General features: G+C 38.1%; 30 protein-coding genes, 2 pseudogenes and 1 other annotated feature. Of the genes and pseudogenes, 11 read left to right on the top strand and 21 right to left on the bottom strand.

The features are described 5' to 3' along the window. Positions 1-8 precede the first annotated feature (8 nt). Complete coding sequence (locus ACOBWA_RS09155; protein ID WP_420229150.1) at positions 9-491, top strand: PD-(D/E)XK nuclease family protein; 483 nt, start codon at positions 9-11, stop codon at positions 489-491. 347 nt (positions 492-838) lie between these two features. Here the strand turns inward: ACOBWA_RS09155 and ACOBWA_RS09150 are convergent. Further along, a protein-coding gene (locus ACOBWA_RS09150; protein ID WP_420229149.1) for an IS3 family transposase occupies positions 839-2,057 on the bottom strand; the annotation gives its coding sequence in 2 pieces (ribosomal slippage) (positions 839-1,778 and positions 1,777-2,057; 1,221 coding nt in all). Next, positions 1,667-1,782: a sequence feature (AL1L pseudoknot), on the bottom strand. Its footprint overlaps the gene before it by 116 nt. 309 nt (positions 2,058-2,366) lie before the next feature. Between ACOBWA_RS09150 and ACOBWA_RS09145 the strand changes: the two genes are divergently transcribed. Further along, positions 2,367-2,555: a hypothetical protein gene (locus ACOBWA_RS09145; RefSeq protein WP_420229148.1), complete on the top strand. Its 189-nt coding sequence runs from the start codon at positions 2,367-2,369 to the stop codon at positions 2,553-2,555. Positions 2,556-2,704: 149 nt separating this feature from the next. Here ACOBWA_RS09145 and ACOBWA_RS09140 read toward each other — a convergent pair. From ACOBWA_RS09140 to ACOBWA_RS09095, 10 genes and pseudogenes are all read right to left on the bottom strand, one after another. After that, positions 2,705-3,973, bottom strand: a pseudogene (locus tag ACOBWA_RS09140) (IS256 family transposase). Between the two features lie 105 nt (positions 3,974-4,078). Beyond that, positions 4,079-4,369, bottom strand: coding sequence for a hypothetical protein (locus ACOBWA_RS09135; protein WP_420229147.1), 291 nt, complete (start codon positions 4,367-4,369; stop codon positions 4,079-4,081). Positions 4,370-4,470: 101 nt separating this feature from the next. Beyond that, positions 4,471-5,469, bottom strand: a complete 999-nt coding sequence (locus tag ACOBWA_RS09130) for a tetratricopeptide repeat protein (protein ID WP_420229146.1) — start codon at positions 5,467-5,469, stop codon at positions 4,471-4,473. Positions 5,470-5,546: 77 nt separating this feature from the next. Then, positions 5,547-6,440 (bottom strand): hypothetical protein, encoded by an 894-nt coding sequence (locus ACOBWA_RS09125; RefSeq protein ID WP_420229145.1) that lies wholly within the window; start codon positions 6,438-6,440, stop codon positions 5,547-5,549. Then, positions 6,433-6,924: a hypothetical protein gene (locus tag ACOBWA_RS09120; protein ID WP_420229144.1), complete on the bottom strand. Its 492-nt coding sequence runs from the start codon at positions 6,922-6,924 to the stop codon at positions 6,433-6,435. The genes ACOBWA_RS09125 and ACOBWA_RS09120 overlap by 8 nt, the downstream gene beginning before the upstream one ends. A gap of 5 nt (positions 6,925-6,929) precedes the next feature. Continuing rightward, positions 6,930-7,328: a hypothetical protein gene (locus tag ACOBWA_RS09115; protein ID WP_420229143.1), complete on the bottom strand. Its 399-nt coding sequence runs from the start codon at positions 7,326-7,328 to the stop codon at positions 6,930-6,932. Next, complete coding sequence (locus tag ACOBWA_RS09110) at positions 7,316-8,050, bottom strand: hypothetical protein (protein WP_420229142.1); 735 nt, start codon at positions 8,048-8,050, stop codon at positions 7,316-7,318. Before ACOBWA_RS09110 ends, ACOBWA_RS09115 begins: the two co-directional genes overlap by 13 nt. 38 nt (positions 8,051-8,088) lie before the next feature. Next, positions 8,089-8,964 carry a hypothetical protein gene (locus tag ACOBWA_RS09105; RefSeq protein ID WP_420229141.1) on the bottom strand — a complete coding sequence of 292 codons (876 nt, stop codon included), beginning with the start codon at positions 8,962-8,964 and terminating at the stop codon, positions 8,089-8,091. Next, positions 8,942-9,445, bottom strand: coding sequence for a nuclease-related domain-containing protein (locus ACOBWA_RS09100; protein WP_420229140.1), 504 nt, complete (start codon positions 9,443-9,445; stop codon positions 8,942-8,944). Before ACOBWA_RS09100 ends, ACOBWA_RS09105 begins: the two co-directional genes overlap by 23 nt. A 102-nt stretch (positions 9,446-9,547) precedes the next feature. Continuing rightward, complete coding sequence (locus tag ACOBWA_RS09095) at positions 9,548-10,318, bottom strand: hypothetical protein (RefSeq protein ID WP_420229139.1); 771 nt, start codon at positions 10,316-10,318, stop codon at positions 9,548-9,550. A gap of 478 nt (positions 10,319-10,796) precedes the next feature. Here ACOBWA_RS09095 and ACOBWA_RS09090 point away from each other — a divergent pair, with 478 nt between their 5' ends. Genes ACOBWA_RS09090 through ACOBWA_RS09080 form a run of 3 tightly spaced genes read left to right on the top strand, consistent with a single transcriptional unit; the run spans position 10,797 to position 12,384 of the window. Next, on the top strand, positions 10,797-10,991 hold the full coding sequence (locus tag ACOBWA_RS09090) for a hypothetical protein (RefSeq protein WP_420229138.1): 195 nt from the start codon (positions 10,797-10,799) through the stop codon (positions 10,989-10,991). Positions 10,992-11,022: 31 nt separating this feature from the next. Next, positions 11,023-11,631 (top strand): hypothetical protein, encoded by a 609-nt coding sequence (locus tag ACOBWA_RS09085; protein ID WP_420229137.1) that lies wholly within the window; start codon positions 11,023-11,025, stop codon positions 11,629-11,631. 9 nt (positions 11,632-11,640) lie between these two features. After that, complete coding sequence (locus ACOBWA_RS09080; protein ID WP_420229136.1) at positions 11,641-12,384, top strand: alpha-ketoglutarate-dependent dioxygenase AlkB family protein; 744 nt, start codon at positions 11,641-11,643, stop codon at positions 12,382-12,384. A gap of 177 nt (positions 12,385-12,561) precedes the next feature. Here the strand turns inward: ACOBWA_RS09080 and ACOBWA_RS09075 are convergent, their stop codons facing one another. Then, on the bottom strand, positions 12,562-13,647 hold the full coding sequence (locus ACOBWA_RS09075) for a cysteine desulfurase family protein (RefSeq protein WP_420229135.1): 1,086 nt from the start codon (positions 13,645-13,647) through the stop codon (positions 12,562-12,564). A 224-nt stretch (positions 13,648-13,871) separates the two neighbouring features. Between ACOBWA_RS09075 and ACOBWA_RS09070 the strand changes: the two are divergent. The 6 genes and pseudogenes from ACOBWA_RS09070 to ACOBWA_RS09045 all read left to right on the top strand — a co-directional run bounded on the left by ACOBWA_RS09070 (position 13,872) and on the right by ACOBWA_RS09045 (position 19,147). Continuing rightward, positions 13,872-14,818: pseudogene (locus ACOBWA_RS09070) on the top strand (DUF4007 family protein). A 134-nt stretch (positions 14,819-14,952) separates the two neighbouring features. Continuing rightward, entirely contained in the window at positions 14,953-15,183 is a 231-nt protein-coding gene (locus tag ACOBWA_RS09065; protein WP_420229134.1) for a hypothetical protein, read from the top strand. A 223-nt stretch (positions 15,184-15,406) separates the two neighbouring features. Beyond that, positions 15,407-15,829, top strand: coding sequence for a hypothetical protein (locus ACOBWA_RS09060; protein WP_420229133.1), 423 nt, complete (start codon positions 15,407-15,409; stop codon positions 15,827-15,829). 109 nt (positions 15,830-15,938) lie between these two features. Beyond that, positions 15,939-17,933, top strand: a complete 1,995-nt coding sequence (locus ACOBWA_RS09055) for a hypothetical protein (RefSeq protein WP_420229132.1) — start codon at positions 15,939-15,941, stop codon at positions 17,931-17,933. Beyond that, on the top strand, positions 17,930-18,310 hold the full coding sequence (locus tag ACOBWA_RS09050) for a hypothetical protein (protein WP_420229131.1): 381 nt from the start codon (positions 17,930-17,932) through the stop codon (positions 18,308-18,310). The genes ACOBWA_RS09055 and ACOBWA_RS09050 overlap by 4 nt, the downstream gene beginning before the upstream one ends. Beyond that, positions 18,311-19,147 carry a phosphoadenosine phosphosulfate reductase family protein gene (locus ACOBWA_RS09045; protein WP_420229130.1) on the top strand — a complete coding sequence of 279 codons (837 nt, stop codon included), beginning with the start codon at positions 18,311-18,313 and terminating at the stop codon, positions 19,145-19,147. Positions 19,148-19,160: 13 nt separating this feature from the next. Here the strand turns inward: ACOBWA_RS09045 and ACOBWA_RS09040 are convergent, their stop codons facing one another. The 9 genes from ACOBWA_RS09040 to ACOBWA_RS09000 all read right to left on the bottom strand — a co-directional run bounded on the left by ACOBWA_RS09040 (position 19,161) and on the right by ACOBWA_RS09000 (position 24,362). Then, positions 19,161-19,841 (bottom strand): GmrSD restriction endonuclease domain-containing protein, encoded by a 681-nt coding sequence (locus ACOBWA_RS09040; protein ID WP_420229129.1) that lies wholly within the window; start codon positions 19,839-19,841, stop codon positions 19,161-19,163. After that, positions 19,816-20,211, bottom strand: coding sequence for a hypothetical protein (locus ACOBWA_RS09035; protein WP_420229128.1), 396 nt, complete (start codon positions 20,209-20,211; stop codon positions 19,816-19,818). The genes ACOBWA_RS09040 and ACOBWA_RS09035 overlap by 26 nt, the downstream gene beginning before the upstream one ends. After that, complete coding sequence (locus ACOBWA_RS09030) at positions 20,195-20,422, bottom strand: hypothetical protein (protein ID WP_420229127.1); 228 nt, start codon at positions 20,420-20,422, stop codon at positions 20,195-20,197. The genes ACOBWA_RS09035 and ACOBWA_RS09030 overlap by 17 nt, the downstream gene beginning before the upstream one ends. A 138-nt stretch (positions 20,423-20,560) precedes the next feature. After that, positions 20,561-20,968, bottom strand: coding sequence for a hypothetical protein (locus ACOBWA_RS09025; RefSeq protein WP_420229126.1), 408 nt, complete (start codon positions 20,966-20,968; stop codon positions 20,561-20,563). 180 nt (positions 20,969-21,148) lie between these two features. Then, positions 21,149-21,340 carry a hypothetical protein gene (locus tag ACOBWA_RS09020; protein WP_420229125.1) on the bottom strand — a complete coding sequence of 64 codons (192 nt, stop codon included), beginning with the start codon at positions 21,338-21,340 and terminating at the stop codon, positions 21,149-21,151. Positions 21,341-21,372: 32 nt separating this feature from the next. After that, positions 21,373-21,573, bottom strand: coding sequence for a GmrSD restriction endonuclease domain-containing protein (locus ACOBWA_RS09015; protein ID WP_420229124.1), 201 nt, complete (start codon positions 21,571-21,573; stop codon positions 21,373-21,375). A gap of 260 nt (positions 21,574-21,833) precedes the next feature. Next, positions 21,834-22,265: a hypothetical protein gene (locus ACOBWA_RS09010; RefSeq protein WP_420229123.1), complete on the bottom strand. Its 432-nt coding sequence runs from the start codon at positions 22,263-22,265 to the stop codon at positions 21,834-21,836. Between the two features lies 1 nt (position 22,266). Then, a complete protein-coding gene (locus tag ACOBWA_RS09005; RefSeq protein WP_420229122.1) occupies positions 22,267-22,764 on the bottom strand; it encodes a hypothetical protein in 498 nt (165 codons plus the stop codon). A gap of 2 nt (positions 22,765-22,766) precedes the next feature. Next, the gene (locus tag ACOBWA_RS09000) at positions 22,767-24,362 is read right to left on the bottom strand and encodes a hypothetical protein (protein ID WP_420229121.1); all 1,596 of its coding nucleotides are present in this window, start codon (positions 24,360-24,362) and stop codon (positions 22,767-22,769) included. Positions 24,363-24,368: the final 6 nt, after the last annotated feature.

The raw sequence follows: 24,368 nt of genomic DNA, 5'->3' as shown, positions 1-24,368 counted from the left end.
ATATGAGTATGAGTACCGTGCAAAGTTTAATCAATGATGTGAGCCAAAAGATTAATGCATTAGAGACGGCACAAGCACTCTATAGCCGTCAACTGTCTCCGGACTTCAGTGCTTTTGATTATATCAATACCGATGAATTAGGGCTTAGTCGTATTTTGGCAGCTCTGCTTGACCCTCAAGGAAGTCACGCTCAGCAAGAAAGCTTTTTAAGGTTATTCGTTGAGTATTGTCTGCCTGTTATATATGGAGACGATAACTGGCAGATTTTCCTTAATAATCTTGAGAAAACAGAAGTTTTTCTTGAAGAAATAACGGGTAAAAGTAACACCCAGCGGCGTATGGATATTTACTTAAGATGTCAGGTAGGTGATGACAGCTACGGTATTTGTATCGAAAATAAACCTTATGCAGCAGATCAGCTTGACCAAATGAAAGATTATGCTATTGAGCTTGAAAAAGAAAACATAAGCATTGGCATCTTGTTTACTTAAACGAGAATAATGACGTACCAAGTGAATATAGCGTTGATACTAAAACTTTAGAAGATTGGATAACCCGCAATCAATATAGCCATCTTAGATTTAGTGACTTGATTGGTTGGCTCAAAGCGTGTCAAGTAGAATGCCAGAATCATAGTGTCAGTGAGTTTATAGCACAGCTAACTAAGTTTGTTCAGAAACAGTTTATGGGGATAGAAGATATGAACGAAGACAATGCAATTTTAGAAATTATTAAAAAAATACGGCTACTATTGATGCCAGTATCAAAGTATCTAACACTGTAGATCGAATGAAGAAAGTGAACCGCCCCGACTTTATCGGAGAGTGATTTACTTGAGTCAGGCAGCGATGCCTGACAGGGTTAAATTATCATAATACCGCTTTTCAAACTCAAAGGGTGACACATATCCAATCGTACTATGCAATCGTGTTCTATTAAACCAATCCACCCATTCAAGGGTTGCTAGTTCAACATCGTTCACACCAGTCCAGTTCTGTTTTAAATAATGAATCACCTCAGACTTATAAAGCCCGTTGACCGTTTCAGCTAATGCATTATCGTATGAATCGCCTGTCGTACCGACAGAAGCTATAACACCGCATGTAGCCATTTTATCAGTATAGCGAATGGATAAATACTGAACCCCTCGATCACTGTGATGAATCACATCTTTGGGATAGTTTCTATCTGCTATTGCTTGATTTAACGCCGCCATCACCATATCTGTGTTCATACGATTAGATACTTTCCAGCCCACAATAGCGCGAGCAAACACATCAATCATAAAAGCGGTATACACCCAGCCGCTTATCGTCTTGATATAAGTAAAGTCTGCCACCCAAAGCTGGTTAGGGCGATGAGCGCTAAAGTTACGATTAACCAAGTCATCAGCACGCTTTTGATCATCACGGCTGTGAGTTGTTATTTTACCCTTACCGCGCCAGACACCTTGTAGGCCATGCTGTCTCATTAAACGCTCTATGGTACAACGAGCAACCTTTAACCCGTCAGCTTTCATCTGCTGCCATACTTTACGCGCACCGTAACGGCATTTGCTGTCCTGCCAGATACGTTTAATCTCGCTGATGTAAAAGTCGTCATGTTGACTGCGCAATGAGCGTTTTTCAGGGTAGCTCTCCAAGTCTTTAGCACGGTGATAGGTTGATGGGGCAATCGGTAATACTCTACAGATCAGCTCGACCCCATAATTATTCTTATGATCGTCGATGAATTGAATCATGATTTTAGTCAGCGGTCGAGCTCCGCCTGGGCGAAAAAGCGGCAGCCTTACGTATGATCTCATTGGCTTGCTTGAGCTCTCTGCATTCGCGTTCAAGCTCCTTGATGCGCTCTTTATCACTTTGCGCTTGCACCGATGCAGGAATAGTTTGATCTATGTGCTTTTTATGCCACGACCGCAGGGTTTCAGGCGTACAGCCAATCTTAGGGGCAATGGCTTGAATCGCTGACCATGTGGAGGGATAGTCGCCCAACGCTTCTATCAGCATGCGAACGGCGCGTTCTTTAATCTCAGGAGTGTAGGTTTGTTTTTTCATTGTCGTATTCTCTCAGAATGTTGAGTCTCCGACAATCCCGGGGCGGTTCAAAGAGCTGATAGCTAAGTTAAAAATAGATTTGTTAGCAAAATATAAAAAACTGATTACGAATTAGATATTAGTTATATCGGCGAGGGCAGAAGATACGAACAGATTAGATTCATAATTCCTGGCTATGACAATGCATGGGTTTGCTTCGAGTTTGATAATGCAGGGTTTGATAGTCCAATTCTAGGAATTCAGTTCACTTCTGTAGAAGCCGCGAAAGCGTGTCCACATACAGAAACTATGAAAACGGTACTGAATACGATGCTGACTGATAAAAAAGTGAGCTCTTCTGCTCAATGGCCTGCTTACTACTACTTTGATCCGCAGGACTGGAAAGGTTCGAGTGAGGCATGGTTAATGATAAATGAAAGCACGATGGCAAATAAAATCTTAGGAGAAATGGATAAGGTTTTTCGACTGTTAAGTGAAAATGGTTGTTTTAGTGATTGAGTTAGGCTTCTCACCTCATACTAAAAAAACTATTTTTATGAGCCAAGCTACAACGCTGGTTATAAATCTATAGAAATGTGGACAATATCATTATGAGAAGCAAGATTCGCGAAGATCGGAGACCATCCCAGATTCTGTGTAACTGCCATTTAGATTAAATGCCTGCTTATACGGTCATCAAACATAATCATAAAACGATTCAGAGCAGACGTCCAGTTACGGATTGGCATCGACCACTTTTTAGACGCCTGCTGGGTGGCTAAGTACACCACTTTGAATGCTGCCTGATCAGATGGGAACACCTTACGCTTATTCACTGCCGTCCGAATCACACTGTTTAGCGACTCTATCGCATTGGTGGTATAAATCACTTTTCTGATGTCTTTCGGATACTCAAAGAACACCGTTAAGCCCTCCCAGTTATTGCGCCAAGACTTGACCACGTGCGGGTAATCTTTGCCCCAAGTCTCATCAAAGTGCTCAAGATTGGCCTTTGCCATCTCAAGGGTATCAGCGCCGTAAATGGCCTTTAAATCAGCCGCTACGGCCTTTTTATCCGTCCACGGCACAAACTTCATTGAATAGCGTACCATGTGTACGATACACAGCTGAACCTGTGCCTTTGGATAGACGGTGTTAATGGCATCAGGGAAGCCCTTTAGACCGTCAACACAAGCGATTAAGATGTCTTGTACGCCACGGTTTTGAAGCTCGGTAAGAACACCTAGCCAGAACTTAGCGCCTTCATTCTCTGAGAGCCACATACCAAGCAGCTCTTTTTACCGTTAAGAGCAACACCTAGCGCCAGATAGATAGCCTTGTTGATGATCTGCTTGTCTTGACGTATCTTCACGACGATGCAGTCTAGATAGACGATAGGATAAACACTGCTCAGCGGCCGGTTCTGCCAAGCAGTGATGTCCTCTAATATGTTATCGGTGACTCTTGAGACAAGAGAGCTTGAGATGTCGACATCGTAGAGCTCTTTAATGCTCTCTACGATCTCAGTGGTGGTTTGACCCTTGGCGTAAAGGAATATGATTTTATCATCGAGACCTGAGATACGGGTTTGATGCTTACTCACCTACGCGAGCACAGCTCTTGTCTTGCGCTCGGGCGAAGCAGTGCTTCGCTATTTCCTCGCTCAGGCTCAAAGCTGCCACCGCGGTCTCTTGGGGTGGAGATATCAAGATCACCTGTGTCACTGCGGACGGTCTTTTAGTGTGCCCGTTGCGCTTATTAGGTTTATCGGCTTTCTCATGCTTGGGGTAACCGAGGTGGTCTTCCATCTCAGCTTCCAAGGCAGTATCGATAAAAGATTGCATGAGCTGCCTCTGAAAGTCTTTGATGTCATCGAAGCTGTTCATGCTACCAGCCATTTGCTCGGCCAGTTTTTTGATGTCAGATTGAGTAGTCATTGCTTATTCTCCTGTTAGTGGATTATAAGCAGTTACACAGTTTTTAGGAAACTCCCTTTTTGTCAGCATTTTATTCTCAATGTTCAACACACTTTACTGATTTGTTTAAGCTTTCTTAATCTCAATAGTATTCCATTTGCCTTCTTTTAATAGCACCATAATCTCAACCTTTTGGTCGCATGTAATATTAGCTTCTTTCAATAATCGACTATGAATATAGTAGTCCTCTAAAAAAGCAAAATTCGGTTTACGGGTATCTATATCTGCGCCTTTAGCTTCATCATAGCTCAATGTTCTACCGCCATCTTTGTACTTAAGTCTCACCTCACCAACATGAATTCTTACAATGGAATCGTTGGTTTTATCGGTATCTGTTACATCTAATACTTTTGCCATTTTCTTCTTGAATTTAGTGTTGTAATGCATGAAATACTTGATAGCAATACACTTACCAACTTTCGGTTTTATATCTGAATTAGTAAATAGAATATTACCGTTTATAGTCTCGCTATAGTGGTAGTGAAATAGTTTTTATCCTGATTGACACCGTCAATAACCGCGATAGATTCCATTGCATTATCAATAATATCTTCATAAGTTGTATCTGATTTTTCAATCAATACTGCTGTATAACGCGATTTTGCTTTATCGTAATAAACCTTACACCTAACCACATCATTGATTTTAGTATTTTTTAATACTTTAAATTGACGCTTCTTGCTAACTATTTCAACATCTTGTAAGTTGCTCATAACAACCATTTCATCAGGCTTATCGTTCTTAGTCATCGTCCATGCCTGAAAAACTAGAAAATCTTGCCATGCAATGTCTCTATATATGTAGCTCTCGGCAAGCTCAGTATTTTTTCTATAATAGTTTTTGTCGTAATCCAAAGTCTTTGATTCGGACACGCTAGCCATCAGCTGATTAAAATCTTGTGACACTTTCCAATCTTTTGTTTTTCGATGGTTTTCATAGGTTTTTAGCTCCCTTTTTGCCTCACATAAGAATTGCTGATTAATCAATAATGCCGCTAAGTTCAGTCTAATAGCACCTAAGAAATCTTCGTTTGGTTGTTTGCTTATCGCCATACAAAGCATAGATATCGCAATTTTTGGTTCGTCGGCTTGCAGCAGTTTGGCCAATTCATGCCAAGCATAAGCCTGATCATTAAGGCTTAATAGAATATCTTTATATAAACCAATTGCTTTATCGGTTTCACCCATTTTGATTAAGAACATAGCGTAGTTTCTTAACGCCCAAATATCTTTATCATAATGAATAGATGCTTTCTCAAAGAATGGCTGCATCCAGCGTATCTCGTTTGGATCTTTATTGTCCTTAATGGACTCAACCAATTTACTGAGTGATTTTTCAACCAAGGATTTAGTGGGGTGATCATTATAAACACCACCAACCCAATCTGCTCTTTGAAAGTTTTGTACACCCCATCGCTGTAGGAAACTAGGAAATCGCCATGCTTGAGTCTCAACCATCGTTCTTTCTGCTAACCCAAGTATGTCTGAATGCCATTTACCTGAGCCATAGTCTGAGTAGTTATTGACATAGCCATCTAGGATATTCCACAAGTCATGCAAACGATTTTCTTTATTAACATTGATAGCCAACCAAAAACACTTTCACGGTAACTGTCTATCAAAGATATGTCGTGCGATATCTCTATTCGCCTATCAAGATCGTTGAAGTCGATGACAGAAGGCGAGTTGACCAATTCCTTGCTAAGCCGTTCTAAGAGTGCAGCCGTCACCTTTCCTTGGTACTCACTTGGTCTTACGTCTTCCGGACGAAGATAAGCAGGATTCCAATTTAAGAAGTACCTATACAGGTCAATACCTTGATTTGAACGACTGTATCTCAGCACAAACTCCAATATCTGAGTATGCAACATGCTTGGCTTCTCAGTATCCAGGCTGTTGTACTCGACCAACATTCTTTTAACCGCAAGAACAGGCATCTGATCAGCATCATCTTTTAGGCATCTGTAGATTGCCCACCCATACTTTTCAGCTTGGGCCATAGGCAACTTACCGTACTGATTACTTATACCTCTAAACTCATTTAATGCCTGTTGATGCTGGCGTGCCTTACTTAAGTTATTGGCGTTCTCAACAGCGTGGTGTGTTGGACTCATTTGCACCCTAAGTCGCTCAATGCCATCATTGATGTACTGGTCGTTTAGGCGCATGTTTAGCAGTTGATTAAACCAATGATTCGCATTATTTAGATTGTTGGGATTGGTGCTCAACTCAGCCTTAACTATGTCGTGTAATACCCATGCCAACGCTCTCTGCACCCACTCGTCATTCCTATCTGCGCTGTAGAGCGTCATAGCTAACTGATGGGCTTGTTGCAAGTTGCCTTGCTTACGAAGTGCTGTGACCTTATTAGTGCCACTATCAGCATATTTGTTTTCATAGGATGATCTGCCCTTATACGTTCTACCCATTATCAGTACTCCCTTTTGGCATAAGGGATTCTAATGCACCAACAAAGGCTGTTTTTATCGCATCATCTGAGTATTCGGTCATAACAACTTTTGTGAAAACCCCAGTGCTTTTATAATTAAAATCAGCAAGCAAGTAAGAATCCCTGTTTGCTATCTTAATAAAGTCTTTCCAATCTACTTGTGATATCCACTGAATAGAGTAGCCTTTAGCGGTTAGTGCTTCACCGATGCACTCATAGCAGCTAACTTTCCAATCAGGTTCTAAGAAGCTGAAATCGTCAAGCCCCTTAGGGTTGGCGAGAAGGCTAGCCAGTTTAGTATTAAGACTCTCATTGCTGCCTGAAGGTTTTTGAAGTCTTATCTGACCGTTCTTTTTGTACGAAAAATTGACCGCACTAATATTTGTGCCGTCGGTTAGCTCGTACACTTCTTGGTAGTTGTTATGTCTTATGGATTTAATTCTTATGCCACTTGCCTCAATCATATTATTCACATGATCGTAAATTTGAACGAGGATTGATGAAAATTCACTCTGCTCAAAACCATGCTGGCGTGGCAACTCTTTTCTATTGCGCTATTAAGCACCAAGTAAGCAGGCGGTGTTGATCTAGCAACATGCTTGTCTTCGATAACAATCTTGTTAAATGGTGAGATAATTTCAAGATTGATAATGCTGACCTTATGATTGGCTCTAGTAATCGCTGAGTATAACCAACGATAGTAAGAATCCTTCATCGTTCCTCTGTTCCCAGCATTAGCATCAAGCAAGATACTATCCCATCTATAGGACATGGCTTTATTGACAGTAATACACCATCCATAACGCAAATTAAGGCTGTTAGAGAGCGTGAAGTAGTTACTTGTAATATCACCTCTTACCAGACGCATAGAATCGCGCTTATGGTATCTCTGTGCTTTTTGACGATACGCTTTAAAGTGGCTTCTGCTTGCTTGAGTTTGGTTACTACTTTATCACCAGTTTTCAATTGAGACTCAAGCCTATTAATTATAAGTAACTGGTCTTGATATTCGCTTGATGCAATGAGCTTGTTTTCAGTCAGCGAACCCTCAAAAGGGAATGACTTAAGCAGTAGATCGAGCTTTTGGTTAATCAGTATCTTAAGAGCCAGCTTTTCATCTTCCGATAAGTCTTCGGCAAGGTAATTCTCTAAATAGCATGTCTCTAATATCTCACCTGAATCACAGAGTTTCAATGTTATATTTTTGAAGAATAACGTGATAGGTTCTTTGTTTTTTATCTCAACAAGGTATGAGTGCACTTCACTTATATCTTCAACCCATGCGAAATCCCCATTAAACAGTCGTTTTGTCGGGCTAATGCTATCTTCTAGCAATATCGCATCTACAGTATTATTAATTAAAACAAGGTCGTTAGTTGTGAGATCAGTGCCATTGCGTAGTATTGACTTTTTAATCCATAGATTGATCGCGCTACAGGATTTATTGGTATAGGTTAACACCTTGAAGTCGTTGTTTAGGTTGTTGGCAATAAGTGTCTGTAAGTCAGATTTGGCAACCTTTGAAAAATTATCATCATAATCGAAGGCAAGGTTGTTGAAGCGTTTATCGTCAATAGCATCAACCAGCAAGCGTGCTTGGGTAGTTATATCGCTACCTTGCTTTGGGCTCAGTGAGAAGACATTTGGGTCGTTATCAAGCCCAAGATGCGAGGTGTAGAATAGTGGGTTGAGTGCGTTTTCATCTTTTTACCCATAACCATGTGATACTGATCACCGATAAAAATAACTTTACGCTTACTTTTCTCTAAATTCACAAATTTAAGAAAGTCAACAAGCACTCTGCCTGTGCCAAATTGCTTTACGAGCGACTGCGCAAAAGAATTGGAAAGCAGATGCGCCTCATCAATCACATACAACGTCTTATCTTCATCGTCACAGCCCTTTATAGGGATGATTTCTATAAACCCATCTGCATCAGAATTGTTATTGGTAGACTCTTCCTCACTTGTTCCAGTAGATTCCTGACCTTCATCTTGCGCTTCAAATTGACTGCTACCACCATAGATATAGCCGTAAATACTGCTAAAATCAGCATTATCATGTAGTAGATTTTTTATCACCTTATATGAAGTGGCTAATAATTCAACCTGAGCGAAGCCCTGCCTGAAAGCCATGTCTTTGATGTGAGGAATTAAATGGGATTTACCGCTTTGCGATGCTGACTGAAGTATAAAAACCTTTTCATCTTCGGCTTGTAGGAACTGTTGAATATGCTGTATCGCGGCTTGTTGATCGTCGTACAACTCACTACTATCAAATTTTTCAGCAACCTCAAGCTCAAAACCTACCTCGATATCAGGCGCGGTACTGACTTCTACATCATCTTCACTGTATGCTTCACTTAGTTGAAAGCTATCAGCCTTAAACACATCTTTGAATATCTCAAACGATTTATCACTGAGATTGACTTCATCGTCGGTCACATCAAGAATGTCTTTGATGACCTCTAGGTAGCCATTTTTATCTGTTATGAAAAAATCCAACTCGTCTTTTCGAGGGATTGAGCCGAATTAACTCGATAGGATGTTGGAAGCATACTATTCGTTTGGCATGTGAAGGGTTAAGTAGGTCGCCATGCTCTTGTATGGTTTCTTTGAGTGTGCTGTTATGATGAACCCATATCATTGCTCTCTTTTGTTGAGTAAGTTGCTTATATGGGTTTATATGACTACCACCCTTGATTAGATCGCCACTTTCATTCGTCCACACTGAATCTGCAAAGTCTTGATGGCTAGGTAGGGTGATTGCACCACCAAAATTCTTGAAGTCGATGATACATACCGTGTTGTTCGTAACGAGTAACCCATCAATCTGTAAATTCTCAGACTGAGTGCATATAGAGTTACCAATCAATACGCCATTTAAGCCATACCTTTCAAACAGCATGGATAGATTTTGAGCAAACTCTCTAAAAAAGGTGTTTTCATAGCTTCTAACGGATAAACCCCTACGAACTTCTAGCATTTTTCTTCCTTAAAATATAATCAACTGATCGCAAACTGATTGTTATCTAAACGTTGTTCCAGCATAAGCGCAGTAATAGCATGGAGGTTGGTGCAGCTAAAGCTATATGAGCACTGGTATAAGGGGACAAGACTTTTTCATATTTTGACGCATTTCTTGATAGTTTTTTGCGTGATTTTCCGCTTCATATTGACTCCTTAATGTTAAAGTATAAAAAACTGCTGCATCTTTTTCTTGCCTGAAACATAAGGCATATATAGTATCCTGAAAGAGACGCTTTCTTTTAATACCTTTATCGATTTCCTCGTATAACGCTAGGTCCTTAATCAGCTCTTTTACACTTTTTTCAAAATCATCTATGTGAAAATCTACTGGTATTCTCAAAAGCGTTTTACGTTTGGTTTTCAAAGATTCGCTAATATATAATGCTTGAACCAATATCTTGTATTTGCGCGGGCCTTCACTATTTGTATGAGGCTCAAACAACTTATGACATTCTTTAGATTGGGCCGCTACCGTAACGGCTTTGATATATGATTCATGACGTTCTTTAGCTAGCTGATATTGTTCGTCTTTAATGCGCCATGCTAAATTCTTGTGATACGCTGGAGGTAGAACAGTGATGATTTTGCCATACCGTTCATCTTGGATAGCTACATAGTAAAATTTGTCTTTAGGACTAAAGAATAATAAATGCTTTCTATAAGAACCTGCGTATTGGCCAATATTCACACATGCCCCGTTATCAAGCAAGCTCATTAACTCTAATATATCCATAGATGTGCGTTGAGCGATGCGTTTGGCAGCATGAGAAGACGCATAGGCAAAACGCTGTTGACAGAAACTAAAGACCTTTAGTTCTTTGCTGCTCATAAACTCACCTGCCTAATTAAATTTAGCTGCTATCAGAAGATACATGGCTATATATTATCCTCGCTAATAGGGGGATTTAGTCAACTAATTTTTATAAAAATTGATTTATACATATCTGCATGTTTTAATTATTAAAAACTCTATGAAGCAACTTCCGATAAAGTTGGGGCGGTTCAGTAAGGATATCTACTGAAACTGCGCCTATGGTAGATATGTTTAGTATCATTACCTAATAGGCAATCATGAATGTATTCATATGTCTAGCAGAGCATCTACTCAAGGATTCTCGGAATATTGAGCTTATCAAGCAAGTACTTAATGAGGAATCTAAGAAGCATGATAATAAAGTAGAAACATTGATTACAGGCAGCTGTATTGAGGCTTCAGAAAAAGGGAGCTATAGAACCTAAGATTAAAATGACTTTCGTTTTTGAATAATGAACATCTAGCTTCACACATACTCTAAATAGGATACCTTATGACCGATCAAGTCATTGAAGACATTAATAATGGTACGTTGACTGCGGACAATTTAACTCACGAAACTCTTAGAAAAGGTTATTCAGATGATATTTACGGAAATGGACCAGAAGTTCTAGGTAGAGGCAGAGGTATTCTCGATGATACTGACCGAATTAGACCAATACTTATATTCCTATGGCAGAATGGGTAATGAGCAATGGGATAAACAGTTTGAGTTTAGTATGATTGATGGCGATACTACAATTATCGACTATGGTTGCGGACAAGGATTATCCTTTTTAAACCTAGTCTGTAGATGGAGTCATGACGATGACAGAACATGGCAAGACTATCTCAAGTCTGTCATTCTTATTGAACCATCAAAGATTGCTTTAAACCGGGCAGAAGCCATCGCTAAACTAAAATTCCCAGATGCTACTATTCGCACCGTCAATAAAAAGTTAGAAACATTGGATAGTGAGGACTTGTTATTTGATACTAATAAAGTGACGATTCATATATTTTCGCAGGTTTTGGATATAACACTTGCTGATGAGTTTAATCTTCTAGAGTTTTTTGAAACTATTACCTCAACGATTGGTATGCACTATATTCATGTAGTAAGCCACGAGGTAGACGGTATGAATAATCAAAGAAATATATTAAAGCTTTATAGGTACATTGCCAGTACATATGTAGGTGCTAATACCATTCGCCCTGTCTTTAGAACACCACCAAAAGAATCTAGGAAAGTAAGAAAAACAGCTACTAATATGGCTTTAAATACCTTTAATATTCCACGTAATAATAAAAATTATACTGCAATGTTTGCCTGTATAAAGACTGTTTAAGGGAAGATTATGGACTTGTTTTCTACTGATAAACACATTCTGCCTTTTAAATTCCCTGATGATGTTGGAGGCTATTATTATCAGTGGAATGAGGCACTACAGGGTTTTGATATTGTTGTGCCTCATGGCAAACTGTTTTTTGCGCCTAATTTTTTTAATGAGAAAATCAGTGATAGAAGTGTTGAATACTTTTTGGAGAATGAAAGTTACGATTCTATGAATACTGACTGGAAATCTATTCCTATCGAAGAGTTTGAGAAAATCAAGTTCACTAATATTACTTGGCAACAAGAATATATCAACCTATATGGCCGTAAAGCCATACCGAGATTAACTGCATGGTATGGTGATGAAGGCAAGTCTTATAGCTATTCGGGTATTAAGCAGGAGCCTAACTCTTGGAATAAAGGACTAACTTACATCAAAGAGAAAGTAGAAGAGGTTGCAGGCGTGAATTTTAATAGTGTTTTGCTGAATTGGTATCGTAACGGAGACGATTATTTAAATTGGCACGCTGATGATGAAAAAGAGCTAGGTATAAACCCAGTGATAGGCTCTGTTAACTTTGGTGCAACACGTGATTTTCAGATCCGTAATAATGCAAATTGTGACTTAAAATTAACCATACCTCTCGCTCATGGCACATTATTGATAATGTCTGGTGAATTACAGAGTTTTTGGCAACATGCGGTTCCTAAGCGAAAGAAAGTTAATAAATCACGATTTAATTTAACGTTTAGAGTAATTACATAATTTAAAATACCACTAGGTAAAGTTTGAGAATACGCTGGCTCTCGTTTATGCTTATCTCTGGTTAAAACCTTGAATGTTCAACACGCCATAAAACCTATTTAAGTCTACAGATTTTATAGCATGGGTCAGTAATACGATTTCGAGCCAAATAATATATAAATTTAACCTCAGCTAAAGTCATTTCAATTTCTTAACTTTAGCTACAATCATCTCTATTGCCGAGTTAACCTCTTCAATTGTAGTCATTCTCCCAACACAAATTCGGAATGCACATTCAGCGACATCTTTTGGAACACCCATTGCCTTCATAATGGGTGAGTATTCACGACTCAAACCGTCGCAAGCGGAGCCAAGCGAAAAAGCGAGGTGTGGTTGTAGGTTGTTCAGAAGTTGCATACTATCGACATTTTCAATCGCTAAGTATAAGTTGCCAGGATGGCGACCATCTAAGTCACCAAACACTGTGATTGCAAGAGCTTGAGTCAAACCATTTAGTAATGTATTTCTTAGGTATCTTAATCGTAAAGCTTCAGATTCTTTAATCTCATCTAGCACCTTAGCTGCTTCAGCGAATCCAACAACCAGTGGTACAGGCAATGTACCAGCACGCAAACCATCCTGCTGACCACCACCAGAGATCATAGGTATAAGTTCAGGGTGTTGTAAGTGTTTTGAGTACAATAGACCAATACCTGATGGACCATATATTTTATGAGCTGATAGTGTCAGAAAATCCACTTCTAAGTCATGACAAGAAATATCAAGATAACCTGCTTGTGAGGCATCTACATGTAACATTGTATCGTAGCGCTGACATAGCTCAGCAACTTGATGGATAGGCTGGCTTGTTCCTATAACACCATTGGTCATCGTGCAAGAAACCCATAGGACATTATTCTGCTCAAGTTTGGTCTGCAAATCTTGTAAGTCGATAATACCTTCCAATGTGATGTCCACATAAAGCAGTTTTAGACCATATTTACTAGCAGCTATCTCTAGTGGGTTTAAGACAGATTTATGTTCTAAGTGACTGGTTAGGACGGTGTCTGCTTGTGGGTTCGTTTTTTCGGCAATAGGGATGCCTGAATAGATAGCTAAGTTATTCGCTTCAGTAGCTCCTGAAGTAATTAACAGTTCTTCCTCAAAGCAGTCATATATATCAGCTAATTTTGTGAGGCTATCACTGACTAATGTTTGTTTGTTCCAGCCAAAAAAGTGTCCGTCTGAATGAGGGTTTCCAGGCTGAGACCATATGTCCTGCATAGCTTTAATAACTGACGTGTCGCAAGGGGTATGTGAATTGTAATCTAAATATATGTTTTCATAAAATTTTCATTATTTATTTGTATAGGATAGTTTTTAGGTTGAAAAAAGAGAATCTCATTACATAAAGATAGTAACATGATATACTTCTGCATTGGAGAGTTGTTCAATGCAGAAAGCAACTATACAAGTTTATTATAAATTATATGGATTGATTGAAATTTATGCGTTACTTTGCATCTTTGATAGATAATATAAAACCAACTCTTTCAGGCCATGATACCTTCCCACTGAGATATGGCTGGTTAAAAAAAGTTCATGATCAAATTGCAATACAGCCGGAATCTGAAGAGATCGAAAACGTCTTCTCTCAAAATACCGCTATTGCTGATTTTGGTGTTGGTAAAAATATGTTGAATGCTATGCGGTTTTGGTCAACACATACGGCTATGATTATCAGAGATAACAGCGTTTATTATAATACACAGCCTACTACGATAATTGATGAAATTTCGAAAAACGATAATGTAAACGCAACTAAACAACTCAATTCTTTTTATAATGCTGAAAATATTTTTGCTGATCATGGTTTGGATCCTTATCTAGAATCGCCTTCGACCATTTGGCTATTGCATTTATGCCTCGTCACAAACCCTAATTTAATGACCTATTACTGGCTCTTCAATATCAACACGAAGTCAGAGTTAAGCCGCGAAGAATTTGCTCGCTTATTAAAAGAGTTTTTTAAAGACCACGGCTTATCGGCTCCTTCAGATTCAACAATAAAAAAGATATTGAATGCTTGATTCAAAATTACACAACGAAAACTCGTAAAGCGACTGATGATTTTGAAAATGTATTAGAAGGTCCGCTAGTAGAGCTTGGGCTATTGACCCGTGTTAATAAGCAAAACATTAGAGCACTACGAGGTGAGAAGAACTCTTTGACACTGCATGTTTTCGTTTATTCGTTAATTAACTGTTGGCGGATTCATAATGGGGCAGCTGATACCTTGTCGCTAGAGATGTGTACTTATGACGAATGTTCGCCAGGGCGTGTATTCATGTTAGATGAAGATGCGATTATAGATTATGCGGAGCAACTACAGGATTCTAACTACTCTTTAACTTGGACTCAGTCTGCTGGGGATTCGCCAATTCCAAATAACTGATGGCAGCAATTTGAATGCTATTTTTGAGCAGTGCGTAGAGAATATGCGAAAAGAAGATTATAGCCATTAAGACTTACTGAAGAATATTTAATTACCATATTTTTAATAAATTAATTAAAGAGTTATAAATAGTCATGAATACTATTACTAATACAGATAAATACCTTGAAGACCACATTGAGCGTAATCAATATTTTCAACGCTCTATAAACATCCATGCTGATAGCAACGATAAAGGACCTATTAGTAATTTTTACTGTACTGCGTCCTATGAACAAATCCTAATCAATATGATTGATAATATAAAGGGTGGACGGACAGCATTTACTTGGACAGGTCCTTTTGGATCTGGAAATCTAGTTTAGCTTTATTTTTACAGGGTTTAGTAAGCGACGATAAAGAAATCGTTGAAATAGCATCTTCTAAGTTAAGTAAAAAAATAAGGCTGCTATTGTTAAATACTTTAACTCTAAAAACCAACAATGGAAAACGCTCAACCTAACAGGTCAGACGATAGCGCCAGAGCAGCTGTTTATAGATGCATTAAATTTAGAATCAAGTGCGAGTGCTAAAGATATTCTAGAGGCATTGGAAAGCTATATTACTAAAGAGCAACACCTTATAATCTTCATTGATGAGCTAGGTAAGGTCTTTGATGGTGCTGCTAAAAGCCATCGTCCAGATGATATTTATTTTCTCCAGCAACTTGCGGAGTTTGTAAGTAGAACCAATGGAAGAATGATTTTAGTTGGTATGTTACATCAATCCTTTACCGCTTATGCACGTCAAGCGACTGATAAAACGCACAATGAATGGATGAAAATTCAAGGAAGGTTTGACGATTTCGCTATTACTCTATCAGTTGACGAGCAGATTTATTTAATTGGTCAAGTCATCAATATAAATGGTGAGCAGCTACAAAGATACAAAAATAGCGATGACTTCACCACCCAAATCCAGTCTTTAGTTACTAATATTGCTAACTCTCGCCAAACCAATGTGAGAGCTTAGCCTAACTACTAAGCGACGTCTTTCCTCTACATCCGGTTGTGGCAATTTTATTGTGTAAATTGTCTCAAAGAACTTTGGGCAAAACCAGCGTAGTATTTTCTCTTTCTTAATGTCGTCTGAACCAAATGGATTTGGTCATTATTTAAAGAATACGACACTTGATAAATTTGCTTTATTTCAGCCACATCAGTTTTGGGATTATCTGGATAGCAATTTAAATAATGCCATCATTGCTTCTGAGTACAGTAAACAGTGGTTGCTGTCTCAAACGGCAGTTAATCGTTATGAAGGAATTGATGATGAGTTTGCAGTTAAGTTAATTAAAATAATAGCTCTCATTAGTATTTTTGCAGATGGAACGGGAGTGCATGCGAGTCCTGATCTATTAATGACACTACTAGGTGTGGATGAAGAGCAGCTGGGTGAGCTTATAAAGTCATTAGAGTCAGCTTCGGTTATATTTTATAGTAAATTTAAACAATCCTATGTGCTTAGTGAAGGTAGCGATTTCAACCTAAACGATGCGATGAGAGAACAGATTCAGGATCTTGAATCATTACCATTTGAAAAGCTGGAACAGTTTGAGCCTATCGTTGCAAAAAAGCATTATCAAATTACCGGTAGCCTCCGTTGGATGGAAGTGAAACTACTTCCAGTTACTGATGCATTAGAAGAAGTACTTTCAGGCCTGCAAGATAATATCAATGCGTCGTTAGTCGGATACTTCTGTCTGCTGATACCTAAAAACGATGAAGAAGTATTACTGGCAACAGAGATTTGCAAAAAAATAGACAGCTCTAATGAGTTCAGTAATTTGGTTGTCGCGGTCTTGGATAGTCATACGACTATCATTGATATGTTAAAAGACAAAATTGCCCTGAGTAATATCTTAAAAAATGAAGAGAGACTGCTGAACGATAAGATTGCGCGTCAGGAAACTGAGGGACGTCTGGTTGAAATTGAAGACGCGTTGAATAGACTGCTTGATAAGAGTTTGAATGCGTCAAAATGGTATAGCAATCATTTATCAAACCCTGAAAGCCAGCTGAACCGATTTAAATTATCAGCACTTGCATCAACCATCGCCGATAAGCAAGTTACTCAAAACTTCATCTGCAATAATGAGCTAGTCAATCGTAATAAGCCGTCACCTAGCGCTAAAGGTGCAATCCGTGAATTGCTTAAACGTATGATTGAACGTAGTGAAGAGCCAAACCTAGGAATGGAAAAGTATCCACCTGAAAAAGGCGTATATGAATCAGTTATTGTCAAAAATGGTTTACATAAAGTGGATAGCGACGGTAACTATTATTTTTCTAAGCCTGATGATGTACAGTTAGAAGCTATCTGGAAGTGTGCAGATAGTATCATTACTGAGGCTAAAGGTGATCTGGTTACCGCTAAGGAAATATATGAAGCTTGGGAAGCCCCTCCTTATGGTGTTAAGGCTGGACTTCATGAAATTCTATATATTGCTTACATACTATCGCGCCATAGTGATTTAGCTAGTTATATCAATGGTGAATATAAGCCTTCAGTTCAGTATTTGTTGGCTGAGTATTTAATTAAAGTGCCAGCTGATGTGGGTGTGAGAGAAGTGTCTTTTTTGGAGGGCGTACAATCATGGATTCACGTTTTACGAGATAGACTACAAGAAGCGTTTGGTGCACGTCTAAATACCAAAATTGAGGACGAACCCTTACCTATTGCGCAAGCCTTAGTAAGTATATTCTTTAGCATGCATCCATGGATACAGCGTACTAGCAACTTATCACCTAAAACCATGCAACTGCGTGATATTCTGAAAAAAGCAAATGACCCTAACCAACTGCTTTTTGATGATTTACCGAAGTTCTTTAGTGCAGCAGATGATGATGATGCAAAGGTAGCTAAAATTATTGATGGCCTGCAAGAGCTAGATAAGGTTTATCCGGATTTAGTTTCTGATATAAATATGAACCTTCAAAACCATCTTAAGATAAAGAAGATAGTGTTAATCCTTACACCGAAATTAATAAACGCTCTGAGGCACTATTTGGCAAATCCGGTGATTATTTATTGGATTCATTCATTGCCAGACTCGTTAAGTACGATGGCTCTATGAATGATGCTGAAAGCTTAATCAGTTTATTAGCAGGTAATAAGCCTTCTAAAAAGTGGATTGACCAGGACATTACTAAAGCCCAGCAGCGTATCGCCACATATGGTTTTCAGTTTTTGGAAGCAGAAGTTAATGCTGATGTGAATGCCAGCCCAGATAGACAGAAAGTAGGGGTTATTACTAAGTCTCCAAATGCCACGACAAGCTTAGTAAGAGAGGCTCATATCACCTCTAAGAATGCCGAATCTATCAGGCAACAAGTAGACCAAATCAATCAAGCTTTAGAACGTAGTGCGCTTGATATGAACGATAGGATTGCTGTGATTGCTAAGCTTTTAGAGTCTCTCAATGAAGAATCTGCTGAAAAGGAAGAATCTTAAATGTCAAAAATTAAACATGTACTGGGTATCTCAGGCGGTAAAGACAGCGCTGCATTAGCTATTTATATGCGTGATCATTACCCAGAGTTAGAAATTGAATATTTCTTCACCGATACTGGCAAAGAGCTTGATGAAGTTTATGAGTATCTTTCTTATTTAGAGGGTTATCTCGGTAAACCTGTTCAACATATAAACCCTGATAGAGATTTTGATTTCTGGCTAACTCAGCATAATGACTACCTGCCTTCTCCGCAGGCACGTTGGTGCACCATTAAAATGAAGCTGAAGCCTTTTCAAGACTGGGTTCAAGGTTTCTTAGATGATGGCTATGAGGTGCACTCATACGTTGCTATTCGTGCTGATGAGCCTTACCGTACTGGCTATGATTCTAGTGACGAAAAGCTTGTTATTAAACTGCCCTTCAGAGAGGACGGTATAGATAAGCCAGGTGTCATGGATATTTTAGAAAACTCTGGAGTAGGGTTGCCATCATATTATGAGTGGCGTACACGCAGTGGATGCACTTTCTGTTTCTTCCAGCGTAAGATAGAGTGGGTAGGACTGCTAGAGCGTCATCCTGAAGCTTTTAAAGAAGCTATGGCTTATGAGAAAGAAGCTTTAGCTAACCAAACGCCGTTTACATGGTCTGAGCGTGAATCATTGGAGCAGCTCAGTCGTCCTGAGCGTATTGCTGAGATTAAAGCCGATCATGAAAAGCGAATTGCAAAGATGAAAAAGCGGATTAAAGTTAATCCGCTTAGACCTGATGGTGAGCCTGAGTTAGATATGGATGATATCTATGGCCAAGGTAAAATGTGTGTGATGTGTCATAAGTAATAAGCTGTTTCAGTTAACTGAGCCATGGCATCAGTTCTTCCCAGACTAATGAGTATAAATGCTGTGAACGTTTTTCTATCCACTCTGCAGTCCACGGTGCTTCCATTTTACTTAATGCAACTAAGTTAGGCATGTAGCTTTGAGCTTCAATGACATCTTTCGTGCTATTACGGAAATCGAAATTCTGATTCCTCTGTGAATCTATAAGAATTTGTTTTGCCTCTTCCTCAGTTCTAGCTCCAGCGGCACGGTAAAGGTTACGTTTTTCGTTCCATACTCTATTACTTAAAGAGGAATTTAACGTAGATGATACTAATATTAAGTTACCTAAAGTGTGAACAAGAGTGTTTCTAGCATAAATATTTTGATCCCATCCATTAGTATATGTTTGAGGAGCAACATGTTCTAAAGATAGGTTTCTCTCATCGTTGTACATATCCGATGTTAAGCATGAGTTTAATGCTTCTTTACCTTTTACAAGAAGTCCAGGGTTCAAGGGGTCTTCTACGGCATTATGATGGGCTGCAAGTAGTAAGAATTTGGCTACCTTCTTATTTATATTGTAAACAGGTAGTTCAATAGCTTTATTAATGAAGCCTTTTTTGTTTTCTAACGAACCTTTGCGATCTGAGTCAATTAAGCGTGATTTCATTTCCTTCTTAAATAAATCAATATTGATAATGTCGTCTTTCAAATGTTTTTCTAGACATAGGAGGTAGGCCTGATCGCATACCAGTTGTATTCAATAATTCTCGGTATTGATTATCAATACCTCCAGTTCCGTTTCTTGAAGCACGCCATAAAACACTAAACGCAACAATTGCTTGAAGAGCTTCTTCAAAATCATGCAATCTTGCTTGTTTTTCTTCTATAGTCTCAGCTTTAATAATTTGAGTGAAAAAGTTAGTTAGTATAGGAATAACAATGGTGTGTTTTAGGTCACCCAAAAAGGTTAAACATAGTTTTGACTTACTAGAGAGCTCTAAATTACCAATGAATTTATGAATATCATTAAAGCTAGTTGCATCCCAAAAATAATGTCTAAAATTAGCCGCGTCTCGCATAGTCTGTATAAATCTTAACTTCTCCTTTTTTTGGATTCTCATCTTCTTGAGCTGTTTCAAAGCCTAGTTTCAGAGCAGAACGTTGATCCGCTAACCTACGAGGAACCTTTATACCTTCATAAGCACCAAAGAAATCAATCAATAGGGCCATCGTTTCCTTTTTGTAGGTCTTTGCCAGCAGAGTATTGACTAAGGTAATTTGATATTTCATCCATCAAAGCTTTTTCTTCTGATTTTTCATAGTTTTCTAAATCAACTGAACCAACAACACGAGGCTTAAATGTTTCAAATGCAGTTAAAAGGCTCTCCAGTCGTATTAAGTGACTCGAAGATAGTGAATGCATAATCTTCATTTTTGCCTTGAACAACTGTTACTACGACGCGACTCAACACATAGTTCGCATAAAACATTAGGAGAGAGTTCGTCAAACTGCTTTCTATAATCCTCACTTACATCTTTAATGCTATCAATCGGAGCGACATGATTTAGTAAACCTAACTGAAGCGTTTCTGAGTTATAAATTTCTTCATTAGTTGGAACTTCTTGAATCTCTTCATCATTACTTGTGCCTAATTTTCCAAGCAAGCTTTTGAGTTGATTGAATCTATCGACTAAGGCTTCTTCACCTTCAATATTTTTATCTGAACGCTTTTTAGGCTTAAAGTGAATGGGTTTGTACCCCCCATCTTCAATCTGCTCTATATATGTTGCTATTAGATTAGCTATCGAAAGAGTAGTATTTACGAGATTTGGCACTTTTAGACCATTGATCGTCTAAAGATCTAATCATTCTTGGATAAAGTGGTGTTTCACCATAGGGATACTTTTCGTAGAATGTACTTGCAAGTGCATCTATTACTTGTCGAGTTTGCCCGTCAAGCCATTCAAAAGCATTTTGAAAGTTTTGAAGCTCCTCATTTTTCTCTTCTCCAAAATCTAAGCCGCCTTGATTTTCAATAATAGTTTTTCGATTTTACTCTTATATTTTATATATTTTTGATGTACAACAGAGAGTTCATTATGTAGTGCCATGCACAGAAGCAATAGGGTTGTCATACGCTGCTGACCATCAATCACTGTAAGTACTTTACTTGGCACGTCTTGTCTAACAATAGGTTGGACAGTCACATGCTTATGATCATGAATGGTAATTACTGTTCCTAAAAAGTGAAACTATCTTCAGAGTTTAAAAGCAATTTAAAGCCATGACTTATATCTTCAATTAACCTATTTACTTTTTCTTTGTCCCAACTATAAGGGCGTTGGTAAGAGGGGATATATAGGCCAAGCCCTCTATCAGATAATAGCTCTGATACCGGTTTGGTTATTGCTTCAAATATATTTTTTGGATCTACTGACATACTTTTTCCTTACATAGGTCTTATTTATAACGATAATTTTGATTAGCGAGCGTACATATTATTATACTTAGATTTAGTTGTTGTCCCGTCAAGTCTTACATATAACTTCAATATATAGTGGTGTATAAAAAAGTATTCTAATTAAAATTTGAACGATTCTTGAGGCTTTGAGAGCCCTATAAAGTTAGAAAAATTAGCAAAGATTTCTTACTGACTTTTATCGCTAGCATGTTTTTAGAACACCATATACTAATGTATGTTTACTTCATATTTTGTTCTAAGTAGAAGAATAAATTATCTAAAGGCGTGTCTTCATCATCACTTAATAATTGAATAACATGCGGGATACCTGCATTTGCCATGTCAGCAGCGTAATTAAATATTTTCCTACTGTCTGTTAGTCTTTCAATATCTAGGTTCTTAGCTAAATAGGCCATTTGGATATGATTAATATGATAATCATCTAAAATGCTAGCGGCAGTAATATTAGACGTATCTGTTAAATGGTCAGGTGATAAATCTTCTTTAGTAGCATAGAGAAAAGCAAAGTACCAAAAATCCACTTGGCGATTAAAAGGTGTATATTGTGTGCTAGTTTGTGAACTAGATTGCTTACAAAATTGCTTTACTTTATCTGAATATTTACTGGGTATGGCAATTTGATAGCTTTCAAAAGGGTTTCGCATTGACATACTAGGCTTCCTCTAAATAGTTATTTCTTTCACAGACTGAGCATGACTCATGATGATTGCAGTCACAGCGTAAAATGCTGCCATTCTCTGTGAGCGGTTTATTCTTTAATATTTTGGGATAATGAGCAGGATTGGTTAGGGTATATACAGCGCCAGCATATCTATCAATTAAAGGCTCAACGCCATTAATCTCATCATGAGTCAAGAATAAGATAATTTGAGAGCCTTCTTTCACCATTTGTCTTAATACAGACTGCTTAACATAACCTGACATCATGCCAAGCGGTGTATCAATAACATTCGGAGCTTCGACTTGTGAAATTTTAGTTAGTGCCAAAATAAATGCAAGTGTGATGGCACGCCTAGAAGCACCATTCAAGTCTTGATCCGGATTGATTTTCTGACCATTCATACCATAAACCAAGATTTCATAGTTGGAGCTCAATTCAGCTTTGGTAATCGATGAAAAGTCATTGTTATCAGCAGAAGACCCAGCCATATCTAAAAGATACGGTTCATTTCTTGACTAACTTTTTCAACCTCTTGTCCTTTTAGTTTATTTAGAATATTATCAAAGCCGCGTTTCAAAGTTTTAGACAATTCAATTTTATTAGTCGACTTATCATTTTTGTTTAGTTTTTTCTGAATTTTTTGCTTTTCTCGCTCACTACTTTCTAGCCTTTCTTGATTTGTATTTATGATTGTATTGGCCTCACTGATATCAGAGACAGTTTCCATCAACTTATTCTCATATTCACGCAGTTGAGTGCGAAAGATATCTAATCCATCGTCTTGAACCTGAGCAATCTCTTCTTCTTTCTTATCAAGCTCGAACTGTTTGTCATTGATAAGCTTACTTAGATTATAATATTGCTGTGAAGAAGAGTTATATTTATTTTTCCACTGTTCAATTGCTTTATCAGTATCACTACGGTAGATAGCAAAGTGCAAGCTTGTTGCTAGTTCAGTTTTCCTATCAGCTTCTTCACTGTCTACAATAGCAACTTGGATATGATGACGGTGTGTTCTACCTTCATCTGTAAGCTCATCAAGACTAGAGCCGCAAAAGCATTTCGGTTTATCTAGTAGCTCTTCTAAGATAGGTACATTAGCTTTAGGTAATTGTTTTTTATCTTTTAAATCTGCTAAATAGGATTTAGCTTTATTAAAATCATCTTTTAATAGGCCAAGCGAAACATTTTCATTTTGAACATTATTTCGCATTGCCTTTAATGATTCAGCTTCTGTTCTAATCAGACTTTCAATCTCTCTTTGTATCCTTTTTCTTTCTCCAATAAGCTTGTTTTTATCACCTTGTCTAATAATTTCTTCTATTTTTGCATTGACTGTTTTCTTGCCTTGTTCTAAGTTGGTTTTCTTTGATTCTAAACCTTGTAAACGTTCAGTTTGCTCTGCAATATCTTCATTGTACGAAATAATATGATTATTAATTAATTCAAACTCTTGAGCATAATCGCGATTATCTACTTCCGACTCAAATTTAGTGGAAACTGTATTTATATGGCGAATAGTGTCAGTTAAGATGTCTAACGATAGTAATGATTTAATCGCATTCTCGACACGTCTTTTCTTTACTCCTGGACTAGAACTCGCTTCAATAAATGATAATGCTCTGTCCCCGTCAGTGAAATAAACATCCTTTAGAGATTCAGGTAAAATGTTTTGAATAAGTTGTGTTTTCTCAGCATCGTATAGCGGTACAGCGCCAGTGGCTTTTATTTCAAAAATGGTGAGGTCATCAATAGGAGGGTTTGATGCAAGGATATATTTTCTGATTAAACGATAGCGTTTGTGGGGCTGATCTTCTTTAGCCTCCGTTTCAAACTCTATGGTAACTTCAGGTACTGCTTGATTCGTATCAAGTTCGCTAAAGGAAATAATATTGAAGTTCTGATACCTATCGGGCAATCCTTCTTCACCCCAAATACCCCACATAAGGGCGTACTGACACGTTGTTTTGCCTGACTCATTAGCGGCACGAATGATAGTTAATGGCTTGTCTGCTTGTGTTGAAAAGTCTAACTGCAGATCCTTCAACAAACGAAAATTTTTAATATCGGCTCTTATCAGTTTCATGGCTAT

The organism is Psychrobacter sp. ER1 (assembly GCF_048631835.1).
Classification (GTDB): domain Bacteria; phylum Pseudomonadota; class Gammaproteobacteria; order Pseudomonadales; family Moraxellaceae; genus Psychrobacter.
Note: the sequence above shows the minus strand (reverse complement) of the source record. Positions and strands in the feature narration are given on the sequence as shown.